The 24,147-nt window shown below is 62.6% G+C and carries 30 protein-coding genes; 13 read left to right on the top strand and 17 right to left on the bottom strand.

Annotated features, from left to right (window positions below):
* Positions 1-21 precede the first annotated feature (21 nt).
* Positions 22-303 carry a YheV family putative zinc ribbon protein gene (locus tag PPA02S_RS01800; protein ID WP_028633148.1) on the bottom strand — a complete coding sequence of 94 codons (282 nt, stop codon included), beginning with the start codon at positions 301-303 and terminating at the stop codon, positions 22-24.
* Positions 300-2,351, bottom strand: a complete 2,052-nt coding sequence (prlC, locus tag PPA02S_RS01805; protein WP_245614625.1) for an oligopeptidase A — start codon at positions 2,349-2,351, stop codon at positions 300-302. The genes PPA02S_RS01800 and prlC overlap by 4 nt, the downstream gene beginning before the upstream one ends.
* A gap of 102 nt (positions 2,352-2,453) precedes the next feature.
* Between prlC and PPA02S_RS01810 the strand changes: the two genes are divergently transcribed.
* Together PPA02S_RS01810 and PPA02S_RS01815 are read left to right on the top strand one after the other, a co-directional pair.
* Positions 2,454-3,002: a gamma carbonic anhydrase family protein gene (locus tag PPA02S_RS01810; protein WP_028633150.1), complete on the top strand. Its 549-nt coding sequence runs from the start codon at positions 2,454-2,456 to the stop codon at positions 3,000-3,002.
* A 57-nt stretch (positions 3,003-3,059) separates the two neighbouring features.
* Entirely contained in the window at positions 3,060-3,710 is a 651-nt protein-coding gene (locus PPA02S_RS01815; RefSeq protein ID WP_028633151.1) for an HAD family hydrolase, read from the top strand.
* On the opposite strand, the gene PPA02S_RS01820 is transcribed toward PPA02S_RS01815, so the two are convergent.
* Positions 3,689-4,780 (bottom strand): aminopeptidase, encoded by a 1,092-nt coding sequence (locus PPA02S_RS01820; protein WP_028633152.1) that lies wholly within the window; start codon positions 4,778-4,780, stop codon positions 3,689-3,691. The genes PPA02S_RS01815 and PPA02S_RS01820 overlap by 22 nt on opposite strands.
* A gap of 76 nt (positions 4,781-4,856) precedes the next feature.
* Between PPA02S_RS01820 and PPA02S_RS01825 the strand changes: the two genes are divergently transcribed.
* On the top strand, positions 4,857-5,270 hold the full coding sequence (locus PPA02S_RS01825; protein WP_028633153.1) for a PA0061/PA0062 family lipoprotein: 414 nt from the start codon (positions 4,857-4,859) through the stop codon (positions 5,268-5,270).
* A gap of 54 nt (positions 5,271-5,324) precedes the next feature.
* On the top strand, positions 5,325-5,738 hold the full coding sequence (locus PPA02S_RS01830; RefSeq protein ID WP_028633154.1) for a PA0061/PA0062 family lipoprotein: 414 nt from the start codon (positions 5,325-5,327) through the stop codon (positions 5,736-5,738).
* Positions 5,739-5,771: 33 nt separating this feature from the next.
* Here the strand turns inward: PPA02S_RS01830 and PPA02S_RS01835 are convergent, their stop codons facing one another.
* The gene (locus PPA02S_RS01835) at positions 5,772-6,005 is read right to left on the bottom strand and encodes a DUF1161 domain-containing protein (RefSeq protein ID WP_028633155.1); all 234 of its coding nucleotides are present in this window, start codon (positions 6,003-6,005) and stop codon (positions 5,772-5,774) included.
* Positions 6,006-6,079: 74 nt separating this feature from the next.
* Positions 6,080-6,505, bottom strand: coding sequence for an OsmC family protein (locus PPA02S_RS01840; RefSeq protein ID WP_028633156.1), 426 nt, complete (start codon positions 6,503-6,505; stop codon positions 6,080-6,082).
* A 153-nt stretch (positions 6,506-6,658) separates the two neighbouring features.
* Between PPA02S_RS01840 and PPA02S_RS01845 the strand changes: the two genes are divergently transcribed.
* Positions 6,659-7,666 (top strand): LLM class flavin-dependent oxidoreductase, encoded by a 1,008-nt coding sequence (locus PPA02S_RS01845; RefSeq protein WP_028633157.1) that lies wholly within the window; start codon positions 6,659-6,661, stop codon positions 7,664-7,666.
* 40 nt (positions 7,667-7,706) lie between these two features.
* On the opposite strand, the gene PPA02S_RS01850 is transcribed toward PPA02S_RS01845, so the two are convergent.
* A complete protein-coding gene (locus tag PPA02S_RS01850) occupies positions 7,707-7,928 on the bottom strand; it encodes a DUF1161 domain-containing protein (RefSeq protein ID WP_028633158.1) in 222 nt (73 codons plus the stop codon).
* Positions 7,929-8,028: 100 nt separating this feature from the next.
* Positions 8,029-8,244 (bottom strand): dodecin, encoded by a 216-nt coding sequence (locus PPA02S_RS01855; protein WP_028633159.1) that lies wholly within the window; start codon positions 8,242-8,244, stop codon positions 8,029-8,031.
* A gap of 146 nt (positions 8,245-8,390) precedes the next feature.
* Here PPA02S_RS01855 and PPA02S_RS01860 point away from each other — a divergent pair, with 146 nt between their 5' ends.
* On the top strand, positions 8,391-8,714 hold the full coding sequence (locus tag PPA02S_RS01860) for an ElaB/YgaM/YqjD family protein (RefSeq protein WP_028633160.1): 324 nt from the start codon (positions 8,391-8,393) through the stop codon (positions 8,712-8,714).
* On the opposite strand, the gene PPA02S_RS01865 is transcribed toward PPA02S_RS01860, so the two are convergent.
* Complete coding sequence (locus tag PPA02S_RS01865; RefSeq protein ID WP_028633161.1) at positions 8,711-9,607, bottom strand: LysR family transcriptional regulator; 897 nt, start codon at positions 9,605-9,607, stop codon at positions 8,711-8,713. The genes PPA02S_RS01860 and PPA02S_RS01865 overlap by 4 nt on opposite strands.
* Positions 9,608-9,717: 110 nt before the next feature.
* Between PPA02S_RS01865 and trpB the strand changes: the two genes are divergently transcribed.
* Entirely contained in the window at positions 9,718-10,935 is a 1,218-nt protein-coding gene (trpB, locus tag PPA02S_RS01870) for a tryptophan synthase subunit beta (RefSeq protein ID WP_028633162.1), read from the top strand.
* Positions 10,932-11,741: a tryptophan synthase subunit alpha gene (gene trpA, locus PPA02S_RS01875; protein WP_028633163.1), complete on the top strand. Its 810-nt coding sequence runs from the start codon at positions 10,932-10,934 to the stop codon at positions 11,739-11,741. The genes trpB and trpA overlap by 4 nt, the downstream gene beginning before the upstream one ends.
* Before the next feature lie 50 nt (positions 11,742-11,791).
* On the opposite strand, the gene PPA02S_RS01880 is transcribed toward trpA, so the two are convergent.
* A complete protein-coding gene (locus tag PPA02S_RS01880; RefSeq protein WP_028633164.1) occupies positions 11,792-12,124 on the bottom strand; it encodes a DOPA 4,5-dioxygenase family protein in 333 nt (110 codons plus the stop codon).
* A gap of 64 nt (positions 12,125-12,188) precedes the next feature.
* Positions 12,189-13,088: a choline sulfate utilization transcriptional regulator gene (locus tag PPA02S_RS01885; RefSeq protein WP_028633165.1), complete on the bottom strand. Its 900-nt coding sequence runs from the start codon at positions 13,086-13,088 to the stop codon at positions 12,189-12,191.
* Between the two features lie 109 nt (positions 13,089-13,197).
* On the opposite strand from PPA02S_RS01885, the gene betC reads away from it, so the two are divergent.
* The 3 genes from betC to PPA02S_RS01900 are packed head-to-tail and all read left to right on the top strand — an operon-like array spanning position 13,198 to position 17,284.
* A complete protein-coding gene (gene betC, locus PPA02S_RS01890; protein WP_028633166.1) occupies positions 13,198-14,715 on the top strand; it encodes a choline-sulfatase in 1,518 nt (505 codons plus the stop codon).
* Positions 14,716-14,729: 14 nt separating this feature from the next.
* Positions 14,730-15,659: a choline ABC transporter substrate-binding protein gene (choX, locus tag PPA02S_RS01895; protein ID WP_028633167.1), complete on the top strand. Its 930-nt coding sequence runs from the start codon at positions 14,730-14,732 to the stop codon at positions 15,657-15,659.
* A 59-nt stretch (positions 15,660-15,718) separates the two neighbouring features.
* Positions 15,719-17,284 carry a SulP family inorganic anion transporter gene (locus PPA02S_RS01900; RefSeq protein WP_028633168.1) on the top strand — a complete coding sequence of 522 codons (1,566 nt, stop codon included), beginning with the start codon at positions 15,719-15,721 and terminating at the stop codon, positions 17,282-17,284.
* Between the two features lie 43 nt (positions 17,285-17,327).
* Here PPA02S_RS01900 and aroE read toward each other — a convergent pair whose 3' ends face one another.
* Both aroE and hemF read right to left on the bottom strand, forming a co-directional pair.
* The gene (gene aroE / locus PPA02S_RS01905) at positions 17,328-18,152 is read right to left on the bottom strand and encodes a shikimate dehydrogenase (RefSeq protein ID WP_028633169.1); all 825 of its coding nucleotides are present in this window, start codon (positions 18,150-18,152) and stop codon (positions 17,328-17,330) included.
* A 25-nt stretch (positions 18,153-18,177) separates the two neighbouring features.
* Entirely contained in the window at positions 18,178-19,089 is a 912-nt protein-coding gene (hemF, locus tag PPA02S_RS01910; protein WP_028633170.1) for an oxygen-dependent coproporphyrinogen oxidase, read from the bottom strand.
* 133 nt (positions 19,090-19,222) lie between these two features.
* Between hemF and PPA02S_RS01915 the strand changes: the two genes are divergently transcribed.
* Entirely contained in the window at positions 19,223-20,200 is a 978-nt protein-coding gene (locus PPA02S_RS01915; protein ID WP_028633171.1) for an NADPH:quinone reductase, read from the top strand.
* 120 nt (positions 20,201-20,320) lie between these two features.
* On the opposite strand, the gene PPA02S_RS22420 is transcribed toward PPA02S_RS01915, so the two are convergent.
* The 5 genes from PPA02S_RS22420 to dprA form a co-directional block, all read right to left on the bottom strand.
* Positions 20,321-20,629, bottom strand: a complete 309-nt coding sequence (locus PPA02S_RS22420; protein WP_080667836.1) for a Txe/YoeB family addiction module toxin — start codon at positions 20,627-20,629, stop codon at positions 20,321-20,323.
* Positions 20,595-20,879, bottom strand: a complete 285-nt coding sequence (locus PPA02S_RS01920; protein ID WP_028633172.1) for a type II toxin-antitoxin system Phd/YefM family antitoxin — start codon at positions 20,877-20,879, stop codon at positions 20,595-20,597. Before PPA02S_RS01920 ends, PPA02S_RS22420 begins: the two co-directional genes overlap by 35 nt.
* A 129-nt stretch (positions 20,880-21,008) precedes the next feature.
* Positions 21,009-21,371, bottom strand: coding sequence for a hypothetical protein (locus PPA02S_RS23265; RefSeq protein ID WP_245614626.1), 363 nt, complete (start codon positions 21,369-21,371; stop codon positions 21,009-21,011).
* Positions 21,372-21,727: 356 nt separating this feature from the next.
* Complete coding sequence (gene tsaC / locus PPA02S_RS01930) at positions 21,728-22,285, bottom strand: L-threonylcarbamoyladenylate synthase type 1 TsaC (RefSeq protein WP_028633174.1); 558 nt, start codon at positions 22,283-22,285, stop codon at positions 21,728-21,730.
* A gap of 41 nt (positions 22,286-22,326) precedes the next feature.
* Positions 22,327-23,424 (bottom strand): DNA-processing protein DprA, encoded by a 1,098-nt coding sequence (dprA, locus tag PPA02S_RS01935; RefSeq protein ID WP_028633175.1) that lies wholly within the window; start codon positions 23,422-23,424, stop codon positions 22,327-22,329.
* 206 nt (positions 23,425-23,630) lie between these two features.
* On the opposite strand from dprA, the gene def reads away from it, so the two are divergent.
* Positions 23,631-24,137, top strand: coding sequence for a peptide deformylase (def, locus tag PPA02S_RS01940; RefSeq protein ID WP_028633176.1), 507 nt, complete (start codon positions 23,631-23,633; stop codon positions 24,135-24,137).
* Positions 24,138-24,147: the final 10 nt, after the last annotated feature.

Raw genomic sequence — 24,147 nt, forward strand, 5'->3', positions numbered from 1 at the left:
TGCGCCCGGGCAGTACGGCGATCATTCAGCAGGCTTTTTCAGCTTGGGGTTGGGGAAGAACTGCACGGTCTGGACCTTCGCCGGCGCCGCCTTGGGCGCCTGGTGGTTCACCCGAGTGCCCAGCTCCCTGGGCACCGACAGGCCCTGCTCGTTGAGGGTGTCGGTAAAGCCACAGGCCACGCACTCACGGTGAGGTACGCCGTCTTCGTTCCACATCATCAGCTTATCCGGCTCGCTGCAGGCCGGGCATACCGCCCCGGCAATGAAGCGCTTCTTGGTCTTGTTCACGGCATCCTCACTCATGCGGCCGCTTCTTCAGTGAGGCCGCTGTGGCGCAGCAGCGCATCGATGGATGGCTCACGGCCACGGAAGTCGACGAACAGCACCATTGGCGCACGCGAGCCACCCCGGGCCAGGATCGCCTCGCGGAAGGCACGGCCGGTTTCGGCATTGAACACGCCTTCTTCCTCGAACCGCGAGAACGCATCGGCCGACAGCACTTCAGCCCATTTGTAGCTGTAATAGCCCGCCGCATAGCCGCCGGCAAATATGTGGGCAAAGCTGTTGGGGAAGCGGTTGTACGCAGGCGGGCGCATCACCGTGACTTCGTCGCGCACACCTTCGAGCACCTGCAGCACCGTGCGGCCGTCGCCATGGCTGGCGTGCAGCTCAAAGTCGAACAGCGAGAACTCCAGCTGGCGCACCATCATCATGCCCGACTGGAAGTTCTTGGCCGCCAGCATCTTGGCCAGCAGGTCCTGGGGCAGGGCTTCGCCGGTTTCGTAATGGCCGGAGATCAACGCCAGGCCCTCAGGCTCCCAGCACCAGTTTTCCATGAACTGGCTGGGCAGCTCCACGGCATCCCAGGCCACACCGTTGATACCCGACACACCGGCATGCTCGATGCGGGTCAGCAGGTGGTGCAGGCCATGGCCGAACTCATGGAACAACGTGGTGACTTCGTCATGGGTAAGCAACGCCGGCTTGCCAGGCGCCGCGGGGGTGAAGTTGCACACCAGGTTGGCCACCGGGCTCTGCAACTGGCCACCTGCGGTGCGGCGGCGGTCGCGGGCACCGTCCATCCAGGCGCCCCCGCGCTTGTTGGCGCGGGCATACAGGTCGAAGAAGAAGCGGCCCACGTGCTGGCCGTTTTCCTTGATCTCGAACAGGCGAACATCCGGGTGCCAGGTATCGAAGCCCTTGAGTTCGGCGATTTCAATGCCGTACAGGCGCTGCACGATGCTGAACAGGCCACTCAGCACCTTGTCGATCGGGAAGTAAGCGCGCAGGGCTTCCTGGGACACGCTGTAGCGCTGCTCGCGCAGTTTCTCGCCAAAGTAACCGGCGTCCCAACTGGCCAGCTCGGGGCAACCCTGCTCGGCCGCGTAGGCCTTGAGCTGGGCGAGGTCCTGGGCGGCGAATGGCTTGGAGCGCTTGGCCAGGTCGCGCAGGAAGCTCAGCACCTGGTCGCTGGACTCGGCCATTTTGGTGGCCAGGCTCAGCTCTGCGTAGTTCTTGTAGCCCAGCAGCTCGGCCAGCTCCTGGCGCAGGTCGAGAATTTGCTGCATCACCGGGCCATTGTCGAACTGGCCAGCGTTCGGGCCCTGGTCCGAGGCACGGGTGCAGTAGGCGGCATACAGTTCTTCGCGCAGTGCGCGGTCGCTGGCGTAGGTCATCACCGCGTAGTAGCTGGGGAACTCCAGAGTGATCAGCCAGCCATCGAGCCCCTTGGCCTGGGCAGCCGCAGCCATCTGCGCCTTGGCAGAGTCGGTCAGCCCGGCCAGGGCCGCTTCGTCGGTAACATGCTTGCTCCACGCCTGGGTGGCATCGAGCAGCTGGTTGGAAAAGCGGCTGCCCAGCTCGCTGAGCTTGCTTTGCACCTGGGCGTAACGCTGCTGCTGGTCTGCAGGCAGGTCGATACCCGACAGGCGGAAGTCACGCAGCGCATGCTCGAGGATGGTTTTTTGCGCCACGTCGAAGCCGCCGGCCTCAGGGCTTGCAGCCAACGCCTGGTAGGCGTCGAACAGGGCACGGTTCTGCCCCAGCTCGGTGGAATAGGCGCTCAGCGCCGGCAGGCACGCCTCATAGGCCTCGCGCAGCTCCGGGCTGTTGCACACCGCATTCAGGTGGCTGACCGGGCTCCAGGCCGCACCCAGGCGGTCGTTGAGTTCGTCCATGGCCAGTACCAGGCCGGCCCAGGTGGGGTTGCTGCCCTGGGTTTCCAGGATCTGGGCAATAGCTGTACGGTTGTCGGCCAGGATCGCTTCGATCGCCGGCAACACGTGTTCGGCACGGATTTGCGAGAAGGGCGGCAGATCGTGGGATTGCAGAAGCGGGTTGTTCGCAGTCACGGTTTGGATACCTTGGCAGAAGAAACACTGCCCCATCTTAATTACAATCGACGCCGACCGCAGCAGGCAGCCAGCCTATCGGCACAGATGAGGGAGGCTATCATGGCCATTCGAAGTTTCCGGCAACATACGCCAAGGCTCGCCGCCAGGGCCTTCGTGGACCGCTCGGCGGTGGTGCTGGGGGACGTGGAGATCGGTGAGGACAGCTCGGTGTGGCCCATGACGGTGGTCAGGGGCGACATGCACCGCATCCGCATCGGCGCGCGCACCAGCGTGCAGGACGCCAGCGTGCTGCACATCACCCACGCCGGCCCGTTCAACCCGGATGGCTTCCCGCTGATCATCGGCGACGAAGTCACCATCGGCCACAAGGTCATGTTGCATGGCTGCACCCTGGGCAATCGCATTCTGGTGGGGATGGGCAGCACCATCATGGACGGTGCCATCGTCGAGGACGAAGTCATCATCGGTGCCGGTAGCCTGGTGCCACCGGGCAAGCGGCTGGTCAGCGGCTATCTGTACATGGGTAGCCCGGTGAAGCAGGCACGGCTGCTGAACGATCAGGAGCGCGCGTTCTTTTCATACAGCGCGGGCAACTATGTGAAGCTCAAGGACCAGCACCTGGCCGAAGGCTACGACCAACCCGAATGACCACCTCGCAGGTTTACCCGCGACAAAGCCATACAGCACACAAGCGGAACGGTATACATGCACCAGCAAAACATCCTGTTTGACCTCGACGGCACCCTCACCGACCCGCGCCTGGGCATCACCCGCTCCATCCAGTACGCGCTGGCCAAGCTGGGCATCGATGAACCCGACCTGGTGCGCCTGGAGCACTTCATCGGCCCGCCGCTGCTGCAGGCATTCATGCAGTTTTATGAATTCGACGAGGCCAAGGCCTGGGAGGCGGTCAACTTTTACCGGGAACGCTTCCGCGTGACCGGGCTATACGAAAACCAGGTGTTCGAGGGCGTGCCCGAGTTGCTCGAGGCCTTGAATGCGCAGGGGCGAACCCTGTTCATCGCCACTTCCAAACCCTGGGAGTTCGCCCGCGAAATTGCCCGGCACTTTGCGTTCGACCGCCATTTCAAAGTGATCTACGGCAGCGAGCTGGACGGCACCCGCACCAACAAGGTCGAGCTGATTCGCCACCTGTTGGACGAAGAAGGCCTGGACCCGGCACAAACGCTGATGATCGGCGACCGCAAGCATGACCTGATCGGGGCACGCAGCAACGGGGTGCAGGCCGTGGCGGTGGGGTATGGCTTTGGTAGCCAGCAGGAGCTGATGGCCGAGTCGCCTGCGTTCCACTTCGCCACGCTGGCCGAGATGCATCAGGCGTTCGTCAAGGCCTGAGCGGCGGGCATGAGTTGCTGTAGTGCGGCTGTTCTGGCCGCTGCAGGCAGGCGTGCCAGGTGCTCGACTTCCAGGTAAAAACGGGCCCAGTCGCCGTTCACCTTCTGGAACAACGCGGTGAACGCGGGCACCCACTGGTCATACAGCCCAAACGGCAGGAGCTTGGCGTTGTTCAGCGGGGCGTATACCCAGGCGTCGTAGCGGGTGTCGCCTGACCACTGGCTGTCACGCAGTTGCCGGTATTCGCGCCTCAGGCGCTGGAATTCGGCCTGTTTGGCCAAGCGCTTGTGCACATCGTCCAGCGGGCCCCTGTAAATGGCCTGCAGGCGCTCGCGGCTGGCCAGCACCAGGCGGATGAACTGCTCGCGCTGCTGTCCCTGCGGTTCGCCATCGGCCGCAAGCCCCCTTGCCAGCCGCCACTGGCGCGTGCCTTGCTGCTCGACGAAGGTCGCAAACGACTCGTTGAACGCCGTGTCATCCTGCACGTAGACACGCTGGTGGGCCAGCTCGTGGAAAATCAGCGTGGCCAGCCGCTCATCGCTCCAGCCCACCATGGAGGACAGGATCGGGTCGTCGAACCAGCCCAGTGTCGAATACGCCTCGACGCCGCCGACATACACATCCAGGCCCTGCTCGCGCATCAACGCCGCCGCTCCACGGGCGGCGCCCTGGCGATAGTAGCCCCGGTAGGCCACGCAGCCCGCGATTGGAAAACAGTGGGTAACGGGTTGCAGGGAGAGCTCGGGGGTGGCGAACACATTCCATACCACGAACGGGCGGCCCAGGTTGGCGTACACCCGGTAACTGCGGTTGTCGGGCAAGTGCAACTGCTGGCTGGCGAAGTCCCGCGCCTGCTGCGCGTGCAGCAGGCGGGCGCGCAATGCTGCAGGTGTGGCGGGGTCAGCCACCACCTGTGCCACCGGCTGGCGCGCACGCAACAGCGCCAACTGCCCCTCGGCCAGTTGGCCGTAATAGCGGGCACTGGTGCAGCCGTTCAGCAGAGCAGCTGCCAACAGCGGAACCAACAGGGTGAAAACGCGGTCGAGTGGCCCAGGGCCTGAGCGCTGCAAATGTGAACGTTCAACCATCCTGATTCACTCACGGCCTGTTTGCCTGAAGACTATCTCGCCAAAGGGGAAATTCGCCATGCGTGCACTATGGGTTGCTGGGTCACTGCTGATGGTTTCGGCATGCTCCACCTTGCCGGACCCTGACCCGAACCAGGCCTGGATCGACCTTGAACCCCGCAAAGATACGTCCCTGGATGCGCTCCAGGTAGATGAGCGCGACTGGGCCGACAGCCGCTACTTCGAAGTGCAGCCCGGTAACCATGAGCTGACCGTGCGCTATCAGTTCCCGGTCACGCCCAGCAATATCGGGCCTGTGAAAGAGCCGCTGTGGCGTGATTGCCAAATCAAGCTGGCATTCAACGACTTCAATGCCGGCCAGCGTTACCAGTTGCAGGCGGGCAGCATTGGCTTCAGGCCGTGGATCAAACTGTATGACCACCAGCAAAAACTGGTAGGCCAAGGGCTGCCAGCGGGTTGCCAACGTACCTGAAGCGCGCAACGGCGCTATGCTTAGAGCCTGTACATTGCAAATGAGAAACCCGCCATGCGCCAGCCCATGATGCTGATCGCCCTCAGTGCACTGGGCGCTTGCGCCAGCCCACTGCCCCCGGTAGACCCCAAGCAAGCCTGGGTCGACTTGTACACCATGACCCCTGGCAGGGTCATCATGGCTGATCGGCTCGATGGCAAGCGCCTGGACGATGGCCGCTACTTCCAGGTAACCCCCGGCAAGCACGAACTGGTGGTGCGCTTCGATTACGAGATTTACGCAGGCGGCTTTACCACCGACCCCAGGGAACGAACCTGCTACCTGACCGTGCGCTTCAACGACTTCAAGGCGGGGGAACGCTACCGGCTTGAAGCGCGGGCACCAGTGATGGAGCCGCAGGTACTGCTTTATGACGCCAGCCGCACAGTAGTGGTGAACAAGCCGAGCCAGGTCTTTTGTATCCCCTGACCCAAGGCATGGCCGCCGCGATAACGTACGCGGTTACTGATCGTTCTTTTGGTAGATGATCTTCTGGGTGCCGCCGTTACAGGTCCCGACTACCATGTTGGGGTCTTGCACCTCGCTGTTCGGCACGATTTCAAGCGTGTACGACGCAACGCCCTGCGCCTGGATCTTCGCTTCAATCTCGGCTTTCAGCTCTTCGCAGGGCTTTACCGCTGCCAATGTGCAGGTTGCAGTTAAAGAGGCGAGAACAGCGACTGCGAGGCGAATCATGGGGGCGGCTCCTGTAGTGGCAGCGATGCTGCCGAGGGTTGCTAGATTACCGCAAACCGCCCCCGATTCATGCATCAGCCAACCAAGCTGGCATCCAGGGTAATTTTTGCGTTAAGCACTTTGGATACCGGGCAACCGGCCTTGGCCTTGTTGGCGATTTCCTCGAACTGCTCGGCACTTGCACCGGGCACCTTGGCCCTCAGTACCAAGTGAACAGCCGTGATCGCATAACCATCCGGCTGCTTGTCCAGCGTGACTTCTGCAGCGGTGTCGATACGCTCAGGCGTCAAACCTGCGTCGCCCAACATCATCGACAGGGCCATCGAGAAGCAGCCCGCGTGCGCAGCGCCGATCAATTCTTCCGGGTTGGTGCCCGGGGTATCTTCGAAGCGGGTGTTGAAACCGTAGGGGTTCTGCTTGAGGGCGCCGCTTTCGGTAGAAAGCAGGCCTTTACCGTCTTTCAGACCACCTTGCCAGATCGCCGATGCTGTCTTTTTCATGATGCCTCCTGGTCATTGGTTACATACCTAAGGGTTCAGAGGCACGCTGCTGCGTGAGAGTTCAGCGCAATCTGACCGCAGGCATTGAATCCAACGATTGCGCCCATACACAGTCAATAAGGCTTCTGGCCAACCAATTTTTGCGGAGGCTCCATGACGCAGTTGCGTGATCTGAACATTTCCACCCTCGACCTGGTACCGGTACGAGCCGACGCTGGCCCAGCCCAGTCGTTGCGTAACTCGCTGGACCTGGCGCAGCACGTCGAGCGTTTTGGCTACAACCGTTTCTGGGTAGCCGAACACCACAACATGGACGGCATCGCCAGTTCGGCCACCTCGGTGCTGATCGGTTACCTGGCGGGCGGTACTTCGCGCATCCGCGTGGGGTCTGGCGGCATCATGCTGCCCAACCATGCCCCATTGGTGGTGGCTGAGCAGTTCGGCACGCTGGCCAGCCTGTACCCGGGGCGCATCGACCTGGGCCTGGGCCGCGCGCCGGGGTCCGACCAGATGACCGCCTATGCGCTGCGCCGCGACCGGGCCGGCAGCGCGGACGACTTCCCGGAGGACGTAGAAGAACTGGCACGCTACCTGGGCCCGCGCACCGACGACCAGAAGGTCATCGCCGTGCCAGGGCATGACACCGAAGTGCCCATGTGGCTGCTCGGGTCCAGCTTGTTCAGTGCCCAACTGGCAGGCATGCGCGGCATGCCCTATGCGTTCGCCTCGCACTTTGCCCCGCGTTACATGCATGAGGCCATTCGTGTGTACCGCAACCACTTCAAGCCATCCACTGCGCTGGACAAGCCCTACGTGATGCTGGGTATCCCCATGGTGGTGGCGGAAACAGACGAAAAAGCCGAATACCTGGCCACCTCGGTGTACCAGCGCATCCTGTCACTGATCCGTGGGCAGAGCCTGATGCAAAAGCCCCCGGTCGAGAGCATGGACGGCTTGTGGCTACCCCATGAGCGCGATGCGGTGGGCAGCTTCCTGGGCCTGGCGATGATAGGCAGCCCGCAGAAAGTCCGAGCCAAGGTTGAAGTGCTGCTGGAGCAGACTGGGGCAGATGAGCTGATGTTCACGTGCGACCTGTATGAGCATGCGGATCGCATCAGGTCGTATGAGTTGCTGGCGCAGGCGTTGCAAGCGGGCTATTGACCCCTGCCAATCGCCGGCTTGCCGGCGATTGACGGCGACGTTAGCTGCGGCGGTACACGATTTCCTTGGTGCCGCCTTCACAGCTGCCTACAACCTTGCCTGCAGGCTCGCCTTTGTTGACGACTTCCAGGGAGTACCCCTGAACACCCTTGGCATCCAGCTTGGCCGCGATTTCAGCCTTGAGCTCCTCGCAAGGCTTGCCAGCCGCCAGCGCGCCACCGGCCAGGCTCATCAGGCCCAGCGCCAGAATCAGTTTGTTCATTACTCGCTTTCCTTGTGCAATGAAATCGGAAAAGGCGCCCGGTCAGGCGCCTCCCGTATTGATACCCCATAGCGCCAGGCGCTTCCAGCCTGGAAATGTGTCAGCTGTTGGTGATGCGGAAACCGACTTTCATCGTGACCTGGAAGTGCTCGACCTTGTTGTCGCGAATATGCCCACGGGTGCTGACCACCTCGAACCATTCGAGCATCTTGATGCTCTTGGACGCCTCCGCCAGCGCATTCTGGATCGCGTCCTCGATGCTGCTGGTGGACGAACCTACCAACTCGACCATTTTGTATGTGTGGTGATCGGACATGTGCTCTCTCCTCGGATATTGACCTGGAGCCTGGCAGGCAGGCCTGGTTTACCTGCGAGCCGATAAACCAACAGAAAGTTCGATCGCACTTTCGCCTCGCGCAGCAGTCGCATTTTCTACAGCCCACAACGCGAAGGAGAGTCAACATGCCACGCAACTCGCTGCGAAAAACATCCCTGGAAAGCATGGAAGCCGAGATCGAGAGCCTTCTGAAAAGCCTGGAAAACCTCAAGAATGACGCCTCGGAAGAGTCGCAGAAATCCCTGAAGGCCATCCGCAGCAACGCCGAAACAGCACTGCGCCATTCCCGTAGCCTGGTAAGCGACGCCTACGAAGAAGTGAAACACCGCACCCGTCAAACCGGCATCGCCACCCGCGACTATGCCCAAGAACACCCCTACACCACCGCCGGCGTCGCCATTGGTGCGCTGGGCCTGCTGGCGGCCTACCTGCTGTGCAAGCGCAACTAAGCGCTCTGCCTGGCCAATTCGGCGCGTAGCCAACGCGCCAGCTGCTCGGCGCGCCCATCTGCGGCGCGCCGTGGCACCCACAGCGCCAATGCTGCGGGTGTACGCGTAAATCCCCATGGCGCGCTCAAGCGGCCAGCACGCAAGTCATCCGCCACCAATGCCTGCGGCGCAATCGCCACGCCAAGCCCCGCGCACGCAGCTTCCAGCAAGTAGTACAGGTGCTCGAACGCCTGGCCATAGTGGATACCCTTTGGGTCCAGCCCATGCTCCATCGCCCAGGTAGGCCACGCCTGTGGGCGCGATGTGGTGTGCAGCAGCGCTTCGTCCAGCAGGCGGTCAACGGGCGCCCCTTGCAGCCGTGAGAAGCCGGCAAAATGTGGGCTGAGCACCGGCCCGATACGTTCCTCGGCCAGTACATGCACGTGCATGTCGGCAGGCCATGGTGGCTCGGCGTACACCAACAGGGCATCCAGGCCGGGGCGACGCGGGTCCAGGTCACCCTCACCGGCTGACAGGTGCAGGCGCAACTCCGGCAAGTCAGCCTTCAAGCGCCCCAACCTGGGTATGAACCAGCGCGCCAGCAGGCTGCCTGAACAGCCGAGCACGAACGCCGCCTGGTCTCCCTCGCGGCCAAGCTCACCACACACGCTGCGCAGCCGGTCAAAGGCTTCGCCACTCACATCGCGCAGGCGAATGCCGGCATCTGTGAGTTTGATACCGCGCCCGTCCTTGACGAACAGGGCAACGCCCAGGTGCGTCTCCAGCACCTTGATCTGCCGGCTTACCGCACCATGGGTCACATGCAGCGCTTCGGCCGCCAGGCTTACGCTGTTAAGCCGGGCAGTGGCTTCAAATGCCCGCAGGGCATTGAGGGGAGGAAGATCCTGGGCCATGTTACCTGTGAGTTTTTCTGACAAGTTTGCGCAATCTTATCGGTTTTCAGCGGCGCCTGCCGTGGTTACAGTAAAGCCCATCATTCATTCGATATGCCTTGGAGCGCCTCATGACCCAGTCCCAGTACCGCCCCGGCCCAGACGCCAACGGCCTGTTCGGCTCGTTCGGTGGCCGCTACGTGGCCGAAACCCTCATGCCGCTGGTGCTGGACCTGGCCCGCGAGTATGAAGCGGCCAAGGCAGACCCTGCATTCCTCGAAGAGCTGGCGTACTTCCAGCGCGATTACATCGGCAGGCCAAACCCGCTGTATTTTGCCGAACGCCTGACCGAACACTGCGGCGGTGCAAAAATCTTCTTCAAACGTGAAGAGCTGAACCACACCGGCGCCCACAAGGTGAACAACTGCATCGGCCAGGTGCTGCTGGCCAAGCGCATGGGCAAGAAGCGCCTGATCGCTGAAACCGGCGCTGGCATGCACGGTGTGGCCACGGCCACCGTGGCGGCGCGCTTCGGCCTGCCTTGCGTGATCTACATGGGCGCCACCGACATCGAGCGGCAGCAGGCCAACGTGTTCCGCATGCGCCTGCTGGGCGCTGAAATCGTGCCGGTCACCGCCGGCACCGGCACCCTGAAAGACGCCATGAACGAGGCGCTGCGTGACTGGGTCACCAACGTGGAAGACACCTTCTACCTGATCGGCACCGTAGCCGGCCCGCACCCGTACCCGGCCATGGTCCGCGACTTCCAGTCGATCATCGGCAAGGAAACCCGCGCCCAGTTGCAGGAAAAGGAAGGCCGCCTGCCCGACAGCCTGGTCGCCTGCGTCGGCGGGGGCTCCAATGCCATGGGCCTGTTCCATGAATTCCTCGAAGAACCAAGCGTGCAGATCATCGGCGTTGAAGCGGGTGGCCACGGCGTGCACACCGACAAGCACGCTGCCAGCCTGAACGGGGGCGTACCGGGCGTGCTGCATGGCAACCGTACCTACCTGTTGCAGGATGCCGACGGCCAGATTACCGATGCCCACTCCATTTCCGCAGGCCTGGACTACCCTGGCATCGGCCCGGAGCATGCCTACCTGCACGAAGTGAAACGGGTGGAGTACGTCAGCATCACCGATGACGAGGCGCTGGATGCATTCCATGCGTCCTGCCGCCTGGAGGGCATCATCCCGGCCCTGGAAAGCGCCCACGCCCTGGCCGAAGCCATCAAGCGCGCGCCCAGCCTGCCCAAGGATCACCTGATGGTCGTGTGCCTCTCGGGCCGCGGCGACAAAGACATGCAAACCGTCATGAGCCACATGGCCGCCCAGGAGAAACAGGCATGAGCCGTCTCGAACAACGCTTCGCCGAGCTGAAAGCCGAAGGGCGCTCGGCACTGGTCACCTTCATCACCGCTGGCGATCCGGGCTACGATGCGTCGCTGCAAATTCTGAAGGGCCTGCCCGCAGCGGGCGCGGACGTAATCGAACTGGGCATGCCGTTCACCGACCCGATGGCTGACGGTGTGGCCATTCAGCTGGCAACCCTGCGCGCCCTGGATGCCGGGCAGACCCTGGCCAAGACGCTGCAGATGGTGCGTGACTTCCGTACCGGCAACCAGACCACGCCCATCGTGCTGATGGGCTACTACAACCCGATCCACCGCTTTGGCGTCGAAGCCTTCGTGGCCCAGGCCAAGCAAGCCGGTGTCGATGGCCTGATCATCGTCGACCTGCCGCCCGAGCACGATGCCGAACTGGCAAGCCCCGCCCAGGCTGCCGGCATCGACTTCATCCGCCTGACCACCCCGACCACCGACGATCAGCGCCTGCCACGGGTATTGGAGCGCAGTTCCGGGTTTGTCTACTACGTATCGGTAGCAGGCGTGACCGGCGCAGGCTCGGCCACAACCGAGCACGTCAGCGAAGCCATCGCGCGCCTGCGTCGGCACACCGACCTGCCGATCAGCGTTGGTTTCGGCATTCGTACACCCGAGCAAGCCGCCGCCATCGCACGCCTGGCCGATGGCGTGGTGGTGGGTTCGGCACTGGTGGACAAGATCGCCCAGGCCGAGCGCCCGGAACAGGCTGTAGATGACGTGCTCAGCCTGTGTGCGGCGCTAGCAGAAGGCGTGCGCGGCGCGCGGCGCTAAGCTGGCTTGCCCTTACTGCCAGTAAGCTGGCAGTAAGGGCCGCCCGGGCATTACCCACCGAATAGCGAAAGGTCCAGCGGGCGCACCGCCCCCATCCAGATTGCATGGTCGCGGTGGTCGGCCAGCTCATCCCCGGTCAGCGGGTGCATGAACACCACCAACCCCTTGCGGTTGAGCGCCAGCCACGGCAACACCACGCCGACGATTTCCGGCTCGAACGCCAGCTGGCAACTCCAGTCCGGGTGCGGCCCCACTCGCTTCTGGTGCAGGCGGCCCATGGTCACCGGGAACAGCCGCGCGGCTTCCTCGCAGAGCTCACGGGCCTGTTCCAGGGTGGCGGCATCGTAATAAACGTGGGCGTGGTAACCCTTGATTCTCTGCATGCTTACCTCCGCTGCTGCAATGGCCATGACTATACCCGGCCAAAACCGATGAGCGCCCTGGAAATCACCGCTCGCGCTCCTGCTCCAACCAGCTTACAAAGCGTTCTATCAGCGCACCACGGCGCTTGCGCGGCGGCAGCACGGCGTAATACCCGCGTGCCGACCGCAGGCTGCCTTGCAATGGCCGGCAGAGCAGGCCTTGGTCCACCAGGCTGTCCACCAGGTGCCCCCAGCCGATCGCCACCCCTTGCCCGGCAATGGCAGCCTGAATCAGCAGTGTGTAGTTGTCGAAGCGTAGCTGCCCCGGCGGCGGCGGGCTGGCCACACCCAACCCATGAAACACCCCCGCCCAGTCGAACCAGCGGCTGGACTGCTCGCCCTTCAGGTGCAACAGGGGCAAACGTTGCAAAGCCTCGGCTGACAAGGGTTTGCCACCGATCAGCCCAGGGCTGCACACGGGGAAAACCTCTTCATCGAACAGCCAGCGGCTTTCCCCCTGGCGGAAGCGGCCATCGCCGAACAGCACGGCCACATCGATGTCCGGGCGCATCATGCCTTGGCTGCGTTCCCCGGTCACCAGGCTGACATCTACCTGTGGATAAGCCTCATGAAAACGCTGCAGGCGGGGCATCAGCCAAAAGGCAGCGAAAGCAAAATCGGTCGCCACCTGCAATACCTCGCGCTGGTGGCGCCCACTGGCCTGGGCGATTCCGTCATTCAGCGTGTGCATGGCCTGGCTCACGTGCGCGAACAGCAGTTGGCCAGCCTCGGTTAGCTCGATGCCGCGATAGATGCGGTCGAACAAGCGGGTGCCTAGCTGCGCCTCCAGCCGTTTAACCTGCTGGCTGACCGCTGGCTGAGTAGTGCCCAGCTCCAACGCGGCTGCGGTAAACCCACGCAATCGCGCTGCCGCCTCGAACACGCGCAAGGTATCCAGCGACACGTCGGCCAAGTGCTCAAACATAAGTGCAGCTAATCCCAGTCATTGCCCGCCATGGGCTTTACCCATGTTATCCACAGTCGCATCTTGTTAGGCAAGCGGTTCGCATAACCCTCGACGATGGAAGCTTCCCATGACGCGCCCCAATATCCTGTTCATCATGGCCGACCAGATGGCGGCGCCGCTACTGCCCATCTACGGCCCGTCCCCCATCCAGATGCCCCACCTCAGCCGCCTGGCCGAGCAAGCCGTGGTATTCGACTCGGCCTACTGCAACAGCCCACTGTGTGCACCCTCACGCTTCACTCTGGTGAGTGGCCAGCTGCCCAGCCGTATCGGCGCCTACGACAATGCCGCCGACTTCCCCGCTGACGTGCCCACGTATGCCCACTACCTGCGCCGCCTGGGCTACCGCACGGCGCTGTCGGGCAAGATGCATTTTTGCGGCCCCGACCAATTGCACGGCTATGAAGAACGGTTTACCAGCGACATCTACCCGGCCGACTACGGGTGGGCAGTGAACTGGGACGAGCCCGACGTGCGCCCCAGCTGGTACCACAACATGTCATCAGTGCTGCAAGCTGGGCCGTGCGTGCGCACCAACCAGCTGGATTTCGATGATGAGGTGGTGTTCAAGGCCCGCCAGTACCTGTACGACCATGTACGTGAAAGCGACGGCCGGCCGTTCTGCCTGACGGTGTCCATGACCCACCCGCACGATCCCTACACCATTCCCAAGCGCTACTGGGATCGCTATGAAGGTGTGGAGATCCCCATGCCCCGCGCCGAGTTCAGCCAGGCAGAGCTGGACCCCCATTCGCAGCGCCTGCTGAAGGTGTACGACCTCTGGTACAAGGCGCTGCCTGAAGAGAAGGTCCACGATGCTCGCCGTGCCTACTTCGGCGCGTGCAGCTACATCGACGACAACATCGGCCAGCTGCTGCAAACCCTCGAAGAATGCAACCTGGCCGATGACACGCTGATCGTGTTTTCCGGCGACCACGGCGACATGCTTGGCGAGCGCGGCCTCTGGTACAAAATGCACTGGTTCGAGATGTCCGCCAGGGTGCCCCTGCTGGTCCATGCACCAAAGCGCTTCAAGCCTGCCCATGTCGATGCGTCCGTATCAACCTGTGACTTGTTACCGACCCTGGTGGAGCTGGCCGGTGGTGCTGTGGATAAAAACCTGCACCTGGATGGCCGCTCCCTGCTTGGCCACTTGCAAGGGCACGGCGGCCACGATGAAGTGATTGGCGAATACATGGCCGAAGGCACCGTGGGCCCGCTGATGATGATCCGCCGTGGTGCCTACAAGTTCGTGTACAGCGAAGACGACCCTTGTTTACTCTATGACCTGAGCCACGACCCGCACGAGCGGGAGAACCTCACCAGCAGCCCGGACCATCAGGCGCTGCTGCAGGCATTTGTCGAGGAAGCCCGCCGGCGCTGGGACATACCCACCCTGCGCCAGCAGGTGCTGGCCAGCCAGCGCCGCCGCCGCCTGGTCGCCCAGGCACTGGCCATCGGCAAACTGAAAAGCTGGGACCACCAACCCATGGTGGACGCCAGCCAACAGTACATGCGTAACCACATCGATCTCGATGACCTCGAGCGCAAGGCACGTTACCCACAGCCCGCACCCATGGATTGAGAAGAGAGGCCGCCATGCACAAGTTCTCCGCTACCGTGTTGACCCTGGCCATCGGCCTGGGCACCATCACCGCTCACGCCGCTGACAGCAGCGACCAATGCACCACCGTGAAAATGGCCGACCCCGGCTGGAGTGATATCGCCACCACCAATGCCGTCGCCCGCCTGCTGTTGGAAAGCCTGGGCTACAAGGTCAAGGTCGACAGCCTGGCCGTACCGATCATCTACGGCGGCCTGAAGGATGGGCAAGTCTACGCCTTCCTCGGCAACTGGATGCCAGCGCAGCAAGGTTTTCATGACAAGTTCGTCGCCAACGGCGATGTTCTACAGCTGTCGCGCAACCTTGAAGGCACGGAGTTCACCCTGGCAGTGCCGGACTACGTGTGGAATGCCGGGGTGAAGGACTTCGCCGACCTGCAAAAGCACGCCGACAAGTTCGACAAGAAGCTGTATGGCATTGGCTCCGGGGCGCCGGCCAACCTGTCGCTGAAAGAGATCATCGACAAGAACGCGTTCAACCTGGGGCAATGGAAGCTGGTGGAATCCAGCGAACAGGGCATGCTGGCGCAGGTTGATCGCGCGGTGAAAAAGCAACAGTTCATCACCTTCCTGGGCTGGACACCGCACCCCATGAACGTAAAGCTGAACATGCATTACCTCACAGGGGGCGAGCAATGGTTTGGCAGCAAAGGCGATGTCTACACGCTAACGCGCAAAGGGTATCCACAGGCGTGCCCCAATGCTGCCAAGCTGTTGGGTAACCTTAAGTTCACACTGGACATGGAAAACAGCATCATGGCCAATGTGCTGGACCAGAAGATCAGCTTCGATGAAGCCGCCAAGGCCTGGGTCAAAGCGCACCCCGGGATGCTGGACGGGTGGTTGGCCGGAGTTACAACCAAAGCTGATGGCAATGCCGTGGAGGCTGTCAAAGCCAAGCTGTAATACCCCGTAGTGCGGGGTATCTGTGGGGGCCAGGTTTTTTCTAACATTGTGGATAACTCATGCATCGCATTCTGCACCTGCTGCCGTTCCTGAGCTGGCTACCCCGTCAATCGGGTCGCAGCCTGCGCCAGGACCTGCTGGTGGGGCTGAGCGGTGCAATCCTGGCCCTGCCACAATCCATTGCCTATGCATTGATCGCCGGCTTGCCCGCCGAGTACGGCCTGTACGCCGCCATCGTCCCCGTGCTGGTCGCCTGCCTGTGGGGCTCGTCCTGGCACCTGATTTGCGGGCCTACCGCTGCCATTTCCGTGGTGCTCTACGCCAGCATCAGCCCACTGGCCGTGGCTGGCAGCGCCGACTACGTGACCTTGGTGCTGCTGCTGACGTTCCTTGGCGGCGTTTTTCAATTGCTGCTGGGGCTGCTGCGGTTCGGGGCAGTGGTCAACTTCGTTTCCCATTCCGTGGTGCTGGGTTTCACCCTCGGCGCAGCCATCGTGATTGCCTTGGGGCAATTGCCGAACCTGCTGGGCATGGACCTGGCCAGCCAGGCCACGGCATTGAAGACCGTTCAGGAACTGGCCCACCACGCCGGGGAGGTAGACCTGCCATCCTTGCTGCTGGGTTTGGCCACGGTGGTGCTGGGCGTCACCCTCAAGCTCTGGCGCCCACGCTGGCCCAGCCTGCTGATCAGCCTGGTGGTGGTGAGCGTGCTGGCCTGGGTGCTGCCAGGGTACTTCGGCCATGTGCCACGTGTAGCAGCATTCGCCGGGCAACTGCCTCCGTTCAGCCCACTGCCTCTGCTTGATGTGGAACTGATCCTGCGGCTGCTGCCCAGTGCTGTGGCGGTGGGCATGTTGGGGCTGGTGACCAGCCTGTCGATTGCCCGTTCGCTGTCGGCACGCTCGGAGCAGATGCTCGACCCCGACCAGGAAATCCGCGCACAGGGCCTGTCGAACATCGCTGGCGCCTTTTGCTCGGGCTACCTGTCTGCAGGCTCGTTCACCCGCTCGGGCCTGAGTTACGAGGCCGGCGCTCGCTCGCCCATGGCAGGCGTGTTTTCGGCGCTGTGGGTGGCGGTGTTCGCCGTGACGGGGGCAGGGTTGATCGCACAGCTGCCCATCCCGGCCATGGCCGGTAGCATCCTGTTGATTTGCTGGGGGCTGGTGGACCACAAGGCAATACGCGCACTGCTGCGCGTCAGCCGTTCGGAGTTCCTGGTGATGGCACTGACCGCCGCAGCCACCTTGTTGCTCGAACTGCAGACAGCCATCTACGCCGGGGTACTGGCGTCGCTGTTCTTCTACCTCAAGCGCACCTCCCGGCCACGGGTGCAGCAGAGCCGGGAAGGGGACGCGGATGTGCTGCGGGTGGGCGGGTCAATCTTCTTTGGCGCGGCGCATTACCTGCAGGTGAGGTTGCAACGCTGCCAGGGGCCCCATGTGGTGATCGATGCCCGGCAGGTGAACTTCATCGACTACTCGGGTGTGGATATGCTGCATCGGGAGGCGCGGCGCCTGCAGCGGCTAGGTGGCAGCTTGACCCTTCATCACGCCAAGACGCACGTAGTCGAAGATTTGCAGAAGCTGGAAGGCGCCGACCGGTGCCCCATTCGTTTCGCAGAATGAGCGCCACAGGCCCGAAGGGGCCGCAAAGCAGCCCCGGGCACCCTCAACCCCGCGCCAGCTGCCGGCGCAACTCGGCCAGCACCGGTGCAGTATCAGGCCGCACACCACGCCAGATGAAGAACGCCTCAGCCGCCTGCTCGGCCAGCATGCCCAAGCCGTCCAGCACCTTCGCCGCGCCCAGGTTGGCTGCCCACTGGCAAAACGGCGTGGGCGCCTTGGCGTACATCATGTCGTAGCAGGCCGTACGCCCCGCCTCGACAAGGCTGTCGGCAATCGGTGGCAGCTCACCTGCCAGGCTCGCCGAGGTGGCGTTGATGATCAGGTCCACCGGCTCATGCAGCCAGGCGAAACCGCTGGCCACCACCGGCCCAAGTTCATCGAACTCATGCGCCAGTTGCTCGGCCTTTTCCACCGTGCGGTTGGCGACTACCACCGACTGCGGCTGGTGCGCCAGGAGCGGCTCCAGTACACCCCGCACGGCGCCGCCGGCACCCAGGATAAGAATGCGCTTGCCGGCCAGCTCAACACCCGCATTCACCGTAAGGTCACGCACCAGGCCAGCGCCATCGGTGTTATCGCCCTGCAACGTGCCGTCTTCCAGCTTGCTGAGGGTGTTCACCGCACCGGCGCGCTGGGCACGGGGTGTGAGGCTGTCGCACAGGCGGTAGGCCTCTTCCTTGAAGGGTACCGTGACGTTGGCGCCGCTACCTTGTTTGAAGAAACCCCAGGCGCAATCACTGAACGCGTCCAGCGGTGCCAGCAAGGTGGCGTACTCCAGGTATTCGCCGGTCTGCTCGGCAAACAGGCGGTGGATAAGTGGCGACTTGCTGTGGCCAATGGGGTTGCCAAACACAACGTACTGGTCCATGACGGCTCCTTGGGTTGCCACGGGCTTACTGGCCAAGCCAGTCACGGTCTTGCAGGAAGTATTCGGTCAGGCGAGCTTCCTCGGTACCCGGTTCGGCCTTCCAGTCGTAACCCCAGCGTACCTGGGGCGGCAGCGACATCAGGATCGATTCGGTACGCCCGCCCGATTGCAGGCCAAACAGCGTGCCACGGTCGTACACCAGGTTGAATTCCACGTAACGGCCACGGCGGAACTCCTGGAATTCGCGCTGCTGCGCGGTGTAGGCCATAGCCTTGCGGCGCTGGACGATTGGTACATACGCCTGGATGTAGGCATCACCGATGGCGCGGATAAAGGCGAAGCAGGTGTCGAAGTCCCATTCGTTGAGGTCATCGAAGAACAGGCCGCCGATGCCCCGTGGCTCGCCGCGGTGCTTGAGGTGGAAGTAGCGGTCGCACCAGGCCTTGTAGCGGGGGTAGACGTCGGCACCGAACGGCGCGCAGGCCTGCTCTGCCACGCGGTGCCAGTGGATGCAGTCTTCTTCGATGCCGTAGAAGGGCGTGAGGTCGAAGCCACCGCCGAACCACCACACCGGCTCTTCACCTTCTTTCTCGGCAATGAAAAAGCGCACATTGGCGTGGGAGGTGGGCACATGCGGGTTGTGCGGGTGGATCACCAACGATACGCCCAGCGCCTGGAAGCCACGGCCGGCCAGCTCAGGGCGGTGGGCACTGGCCGACGGCGGCAGGCCGGTGCCGAACACATGGGAAAAGTTGACCCCGCCCTTTTCAATCACCTGACCGTCACCAATCACCCGCGTACGGCCCCCGCCACCGGCTTCGCGCACCCAGGCGTCCTCGACGAAGCGGGCGCCGCCGTCTTCGGTTTCGAGGGCAGAGCAAATGCGATCTTGCAGGTCGAGCAGGTAGGCTTTCACGGCCTCGGTGCGGCTAATCATCGGGTCACCAGGAACGGGCAGGGAAGAATTCGCGCGTAGCATACCATCGCCGGCCGGCACACCGCAGTTGACGGCAGTCAAGCAAAGGCGTCCGATAGAAGGCCTTTCCCGATCCCGAAACCAGGAGTAGCAGATGGCCAAGCGTATCCAGTTCAGCCAGCACGGCGGCCCTGAAGTGCTGCAGTGGGTGGAGTTCGAGCCCGCCGCGCCCGGCCCGCAGCAAGTGCGCGTGCGCAACCATGCAGTCGGCCTGAACTTCATCGATACCTATTTCCGCAGCGGGCTGTACGCGCCACCATCACTGCCATCGGGCCTGGGTACCGAGGCAGCGGGTGTGGTGGAAGCCGTGGGCGAGGGCGTTACCCGCCTCAAGGTGGGCGACCGCGTGGCCCATGCTGGTGGCCCACTGGGGGCGTACAGCGAGGTGCACACGCTGCCAGAGGCCAACCTGGTCAAGCTGCCGGACGCTATCAGCTTCGAGCAGGCCGCAGCGGTAATGCTGAAGGGTTTGACCGTGCAGTACCTGCTCAAGCAAACCTACGCCGTACAGCCTGGCGACGTGATCCTGTTCCATGCGGCGGCGGGCGGTGTAGGCTCATTGGCCTGCCAGTGGGCAAAGGCGCTGGGTGCCAAGTTGATCGGCACCGTCAGCTCCGCGCAAAAAGCCGAACGCGCCAAGGCCCTGGGTGCATGGGCGACCATCGATTACAGCCACGAAGACGTCGCCCAGCGCGTGCTGGAGCTGACCGACGGCAAGAAGTGCAAGGTGGTGTATGACGGCGTGGGTGCCGACACCTGGCTGACCTCGCTGGACTGCCTGCAGCCACGGGGTTTGATGGTGAGCTTCGGCAATGCCTCGGGTGCGGTGAGCGGGGTCAACCTGGGGATTCTGTCGCAGAAAGGCTCGCTGTACGTGACCCGGCCGACCTTGGCGACCTACGCCAACAACGCGCAGAACACCCAGGCCATGGCCGATGACCTGTTTGCGATGATTGCCAGCGGCAAGCTGGTGGTGGATATCCAGCAGCGGTATCCGCTGAGCGAGGCGGCCAAGGCGCAGGCGGAGCTGTCGGCGCGCAGGACGGTGGGGTCGACTGTGTTGCTGCCTTAAGCCGAATAAATCCCCTACAACCAGCAGGTTTACCCGTGAACAAGAAGCCGCTGTGCAGGGCACCGGCTTTGCCGGTGTTCGCGGGTAAACCCGCTCCCACAGGTATTGAGTCAGCCTGGCTTAATTGTCGTAATGATATCGGCACTGCAGGATTGTCATTTGCCCACCTTCAAAAAGGTAAACCAGCCGATGCTCGCGGGTAATGCGGCGAGACCAGAATCCTGAAAGGTCGCCCTTGAGCGGTTCAGGCTTGCCCGTCCCTTTGAACGGTGTACGAAGGCACTCCCTGATCAGTGCGTTGATCGTCGCGAACACGTCAGCGTCAGCGTCTTTCCAATAGCAGTAGTCTTCCCATCCTTCTGAAGTAAACGCAACGCTTACAGAATTGCGAGCCTCAGTCTTGTTGCGTTGCTTTGACTTCATGTTCATCTATCGGCAGCTCATGGGTAGCAGCGTTACTCGACCGCAGCTGATCAATGGATGCCCGCAAGCGCTTGGCATTGGCTGAAGAACCCAACAGGTACAGGGTTTCTTGCATGCCGTTGTAGTCTTCGAGCGAGATCATAACCACCGGCTCACCGCGCTGGCGGGTAATGATCGCGGGTTCGTGATCCCGACATACATCGTCCATCGTCTGCTTCAGGTCAGCGCGAGCCTGGCTAAAAGTCAGTACATGCATTTACTCAAATCCCTCCGAGGCAGGGCTCGGATCAGGTGTTTTCGACCCATTCAACATGGCTGAATGGCCGCTAGGCTTGATGGCTTCCGCCAGGCACTTGGCAGAAACCAACTCAAACATTGTACAAGCCTAGGTACAAACCTCAACACCCCATGGTCGGGAAGCCTTGAGAATGCAGAGCATAAATTGGATGTCTTCTGGTAGGCAGGTGATTGCTTTCGACGAAGCCTGTAGGAATTTGCGAGGCCAGGCTTGGTTTGTGTGGTGAAGCGCAGACCGAGCGCCGCGCGGGCGGCCCTCTTCGCGCAGGTAATCCAAGGCTTTGTAGCCGATTTCATAGGCGCCGCGCAGGTACAGGGCTACATGAACCAGGGCGTCTTCAGCAGAGATATTGGGGTTTACGGTGAAGAGGTGGTCATAGCCGGCGTCGCAGCGGCCAAATGCGTGGGTGGAGGTGCAGGGGAGGGGTGGATCGGGGACAATCTTCTTCATGGTTTGCTCCAGACGATGAAGCTGGCGCCAAGCCATTACCACATGGTTAAGGCGGCAGCTGTACGCGAGGTGGTAAACCGGGCTAGAGCGATCCCGGCAGGCATGACGCCTCCCGCGCACAGCTGCCATAGCTGTGACGCCCCAGGTACATCCGGGTTACCACACCCGATCGCCAAGTTATTCGGCGACGGCTGAAGCCTATGGGTGACGGTTCCCACTGAAAAGGTGATGGCAGGGGACGCGGGTCGTAGGGTATTTCCTAAATGGCTGGCCGGACAGCCATTCGGGTAAGAATCAGGAAACCCTGACGATCGATCTCACAGGCGAAAACACCATCAAACCGGGCACCTCCGGCATCACCCCGGCCGAACAACTTCCCCGGTCGCCAAGTTACGAATCACACTCGGGTTTTTCCGCCCCCCCAACGCACCACCCAGCACCAGGTCCAGCTGGCCGTGGAAATATTGCTCCACCCGCAACCGGGTTTTCGCGGCCGGGCGCCCGCCAGGGTTGCAGGAAGTGGAGATAAAAGGCCCAACCAACGCGCACAATTCACGCACTACCGGGTGGTCGCTGACCCGCAGGGCAACGGTGTCGTGCTGGCCCGTCACCCACTCGGGTAGCAGGTCCTGATGGGGCACCAGCCAGGTGTTGGGCCCAGGCCAGGTACTGGCCATTCGGTCAATCCAGTCTTCAGGAAAGTCTTCGAACAGAAAATCGAACTGGCGGATGTTGTCGGCGATCAGGATCAGCCCTTTATCCACAGGCCGTGACTTGAGCGCCAGCAGGCGATACACCGCGTCCTCGTTCCACGGGTCGCAGCCCAGGCCCCAGACCGCCTCCGTCGGGTAGGCGATCACTGCGCCCGCCCGGATCTCACGTGCGGCTTGTTGCACACGAAAACTGCTCACCATTGATGTTTCTCCACCTAGGACATTGCTTGGGAGCAGTGTACTTAGCCCACGCGGGCAAACCAACGCCCGGCTTGATTGCTGACCCGCCCCTGCAGCTCCAGTTCGGTAAGCTGCGCCAGCACATCGGCCAGGGCCTGCTCGCTGCAGTGGGCCAGGCTTTCGGTGGTTTGCGGGGCGGCGTGCAGCAATGCCAGCAGCGGGTGGTCGAATGCGTCCGTCACTGCCGGTGGCAGGTTCTGCCAGCCTTTGAGGCTGTCCATGATCTGCTCCACGTTCTCCACCAACAGCGCGCCGTCGCGAATCAGCTGATGGCAGCCCTTGGCACCGGGGTGGTGAATCGACCCCGGTATGGCGTACACCTCCCGCCCCTGTTCCGCGGCAAGGCGGGCAGTGATCAGCGAGCCACTGGCCAGGCTGGCCTCTACCACCAGTACCCCCAACGACAAACCGCTGATGATGCGGTTGCGGCGGGGAAAGTTGCCGGGCTGCGGCCCGGCGTCCAGGGGGTACTCAGAAACCAGTGCACTGCCGCCCTCAATCATCGCCTGCGCCAACTGTACGTGCCGCTGTGGATAAAGTTTTTGCAAGCCCGTGCCCAGCACCCCGATAGTGGCACCCCCGGCCTGCAACGCAGCCCGATGAGCGGCACCGTCGATGCCAACGGCCAACCCGCTGGTAATCACAAAACCTGCCTGCGCCAGGTACCTGGAAAAGGCCCCCGCCGTATCCACAGCAGGTGGCGTGGCACGGCGGCTGCCCACAATCGCCAGCTGTGGGCGGCTGAGCAAACACGGGTTCCCCGCGACAAAAAGCAGCGGCGGGGCATCGTCGATTTCGGCCAACAGCGGCGGATAACCGTCGCCATCCCACATCAGCAAATGCTGCCCAGGCCGCTCCAGCCAGGCCATTGCGGCATGTGCGCCCTCGCGCACCTCGGCACTGCGCCTGGCGTCGATGCTGGCTTGGGGGATGCCCAGTGAGCGCCAGGCAGAGCCCGGCGCACTCAAGGCGCAGGAGGCACTGCCGAATGCGTCGAGCAGGGTTTTGAAGCGGCGCAGCCCTGTATCGGGCAAGCGGTGCAGGCGCAACCGCGCCTCGAGCTCGGCGGGTGGGCAGAGCGGAGAATGGCAAACTGGCATAGGGATCGTCCTTGATCTGAATCAGGTTATCTACCCACTACAACCTGTGGATAACTCTGTGGGTAATACTTTGAAAAGCTGTCCATTGGCTGGGGGCTATCGAGCCAATAGTCACCCTAGTCGAGCTAGCCAGGTGCCGAAATCCGCGTTTCCCTTTATTATGTGTGCTCAGTTTTCAACCAAACGCACAGTGACTGCCTGACCTTATGGCCATTCTGAACATTCTCGAATTCCCGGACCCGCGCCTGCGCACCATCGCCAAACCGGTGACGGCGTTCGACGACGCCCTGCGCCAGCTGATCGATGACATGTTTGAAACCATGTACGAAGCCCCTGGCATCGGCCTGGCTGCCACCCAGGTCAACGTGCACCAGCAGGTGGTGGTGATGGACCTCAGCGAAGACCGCAGCGAACCGCGCGTCTTCATCAACCCATCGGTCGAGGAACTGACCCACGACATGGGCCAGTACCAGGAAGGCTGCCTGTCGGTCCCTGGCTTCTACGAGAACGTCGACCGCCCGCTGCGGGTGCGCATCAAGGCGCAGGACCGGGACGGCAAACCGTTCGAGCTGGAGTGCGAAGGCCTGCTGGCGGTATGCGTACAGCATGAATTCGACCACCTCAACGGCAAGCTGTTCGTCGACTACCTGTCGCAGCTCAAGCGCGACCGGATCAAGAAAAAGCTCGAAAAACAGCACCGCCAGCAGGCCTGACCCCCACCTT

This window comes from Pseudomonas parafulva NBRC 16636 = DSM 17004 (genome assembly GCF_000730645.1).
GTDB lineage: Bacteria > Pseudomonadota > Gammaproteobacteria > Pseudomonadales > Pseudomonadaceae > Aquipseudomonas > Aquipseudomonas parafulva.

Bases quoted from the DNA above. Each gene is read 5' to 3' on its own strand.
- betC (WP_028633166.1), top strand. From the start codon at position 13,198: ATGACGCGCCCCAATATCCTGTTCATCATGGCCGACCAGATGGCGGCG.
- PPA02S_RS01900 (WP_028633168.1), top strand. From the start codon at position 15,719: ATGCATCGCATTCTGCACCTGCTGCCGTTCCTGAGCTGGCTACCCCGT.
- PPA02S_RS01800 (WP_028633148.1), bottom strand. From the start codon at position 303: ATGAGTGAGGATGCCGTGAACAAGACCAAGAAGCGCTTCATTGCCGGG.
- PPA02S_RS01915 (WP_028633171.1), top strand. From the start codon at position 19,223: ATGGCCAAGCGTATCCAGTTCAGCCAGCACGGCGGCCCTGAAGTGCTG.
- def (WP_028633176.1), top strand. From the start codon at position 23,631: ATGGCCATTCTGAACATTCTCGAATTCCCGGACCCGCGCCTGCGCACC.
- PPA02S_RS23265 (WP_245614626.1), bottom strand. From the start codon at position 21,371: ATGAAGAAGATTGTCCCCGATCCACCCCTCCCCTGCACCTCCACCCAC.
- hemF (WP_028633170.1), bottom strand. From the start codon at position 19,089: ATGATTAGCCGCACCGAGGCCGTGAAAGCCTACCTGCTCGACCTGCAA.
- trpB (WP_028633162.1), top strand. From the start codon at position 9,718: ATGACCCAGTCCCAGTACCGCCCCGGCCCAGACGCCAACGGCCTGTTC.
- tsaC (WP_028633174.1), bottom strand. From the start codon at position 22,285: ATGGTGAGCAGTTTTCGTGTGCAACAAGCCGCACGTGAGATCCGGGCG.
- PPA02S_RS01855 (WP_028633159.1), bottom strand. From the start codon at position 8,244: ATGTCCGATCACCACACATACAAAATGGTCGAGTTGGTAGGTTCGTCC.
- PPA02S_RS22420 (WP_080667836.1), bottom strand. From the start codon at position 20,629: ATGAACATGAAGTCAAAGCAACGCAACAAGACTGAGGCTCGCAATTCT.
- choX (WP_028633167.1), top strand. From the start codon at position 14,730: ATGCACAAGTTCTCCGCTACCGTGTTGACCCTGGCCATCGGCCTGGGC.
- dprA (WP_028633175.1), bottom strand. From the start codon at position 23,424: ATGCCAGTTTGCCATTCTCCGCTCTGCCCACCCGCCGAGCTCGAGGCG.
- PPA02S_RS01830 (WP_028633154.1), top strand. From the start codon at position 5,325: ATGCGCCAGCCCATGATGCTGATCGCCCTCAGTGCACTGGGCGCTTGC.
- PPA02S_RS01865 (WP_028633161.1), bottom strand. From the start codon at position 9,607: ATGGCCCAGGATCTTCCTCCCCTCAATGCCCTGCGGGCATTTGAAGCC.
- PPA02S_RS01850 (WP_028633158.1), bottom strand. From the start codon at position 7,928: ATGAACAAACTGATTCTGGCGCTGGGCCTGATGAGCCTGGCCGGTGGC.
- PPA02S_RS01815 (WP_028633151.1), top strand. From the start codon at position 3,060: ATGCACCAGCAAAACATCCTGTTTGACCTCGACGGCACCCTCACCGAC.
- PPA02S_RS01835 (WP_028633155.1), bottom strand. From the start codon at position 6,005: ATGATTCGCCTCGCAGTCGCTGTTCTCGCCTCTTTAACTGCAACCTGC.
- PPA02S_RS01920 (WP_028633172.1), bottom strand. From the start codon at position 20,879: ATGCATGTACTGACTTTTAGCCAGGCTCGCGCTGACCTGAAGCAGACG.
- PPA02S_RS01825 (WP_028633153.1), top strand. From the start codon at position 4,857: ATGCGTGCACTATGGGTTGCTGGGTCACTGCTGATGGTTTCGGCATGC.
- PPA02S_RS01880 (WP_028633164.1), bottom strand. From the start codon at position 12,124: ATGCAGAGAATCAAGGGTTACCACGCCCACGTTTATTACGATGCCGCC.
- trpA (WP_028633163.1), top strand. From the start codon at position 10,932: ATGAGCCGTCTCGAACAACGCTTCGCCGAGCTGAAAGCCGAAGGGCGC.
- aroE (WP_028633169.1), bottom strand. From the start codon at position 18,152: ATGGACCAGTACGTTGTGTTTGGCAACCCCATTGGCCACAGCAAGTCG.
- PPA02S_RS01810 (WP_028633150.1), top strand. From the start codon at position 2,454: ATGGCCATTCGAAGTTTCCGGCAACATACGCCAAGGCTCGCCGCCAGG.
- PPA02S_RS01860 (WP_028633160.1), top strand. From the start codon at position 8,391: ATGCCACGCAACTCGCTGCGAAAAACATCCCTGGAAAGCATGGAAGCC.
- PPA02S_RS01845 (WP_028633157.1), top strand. From the start codon at position 6,659: ATGACGCAGTTGCGTGATCTGAACATTTCCACCCTCGACCTGGTACCG.
- PPA02S_RS01840 (WP_028633156.1), bottom strand. From the start codon at position 6,505: ATGAAAAAGACAGCATCGGCGATCTGGCAAGGTGGTCTGAAAGACGGT.
- PPA02S_RS01885 (WP_028633165.1), bottom strand. From the start codon at position 13,088: ATGTTTGAGCACTTGGCCGACGTGTCGCTGGATACCTTGCGCGTGTTC.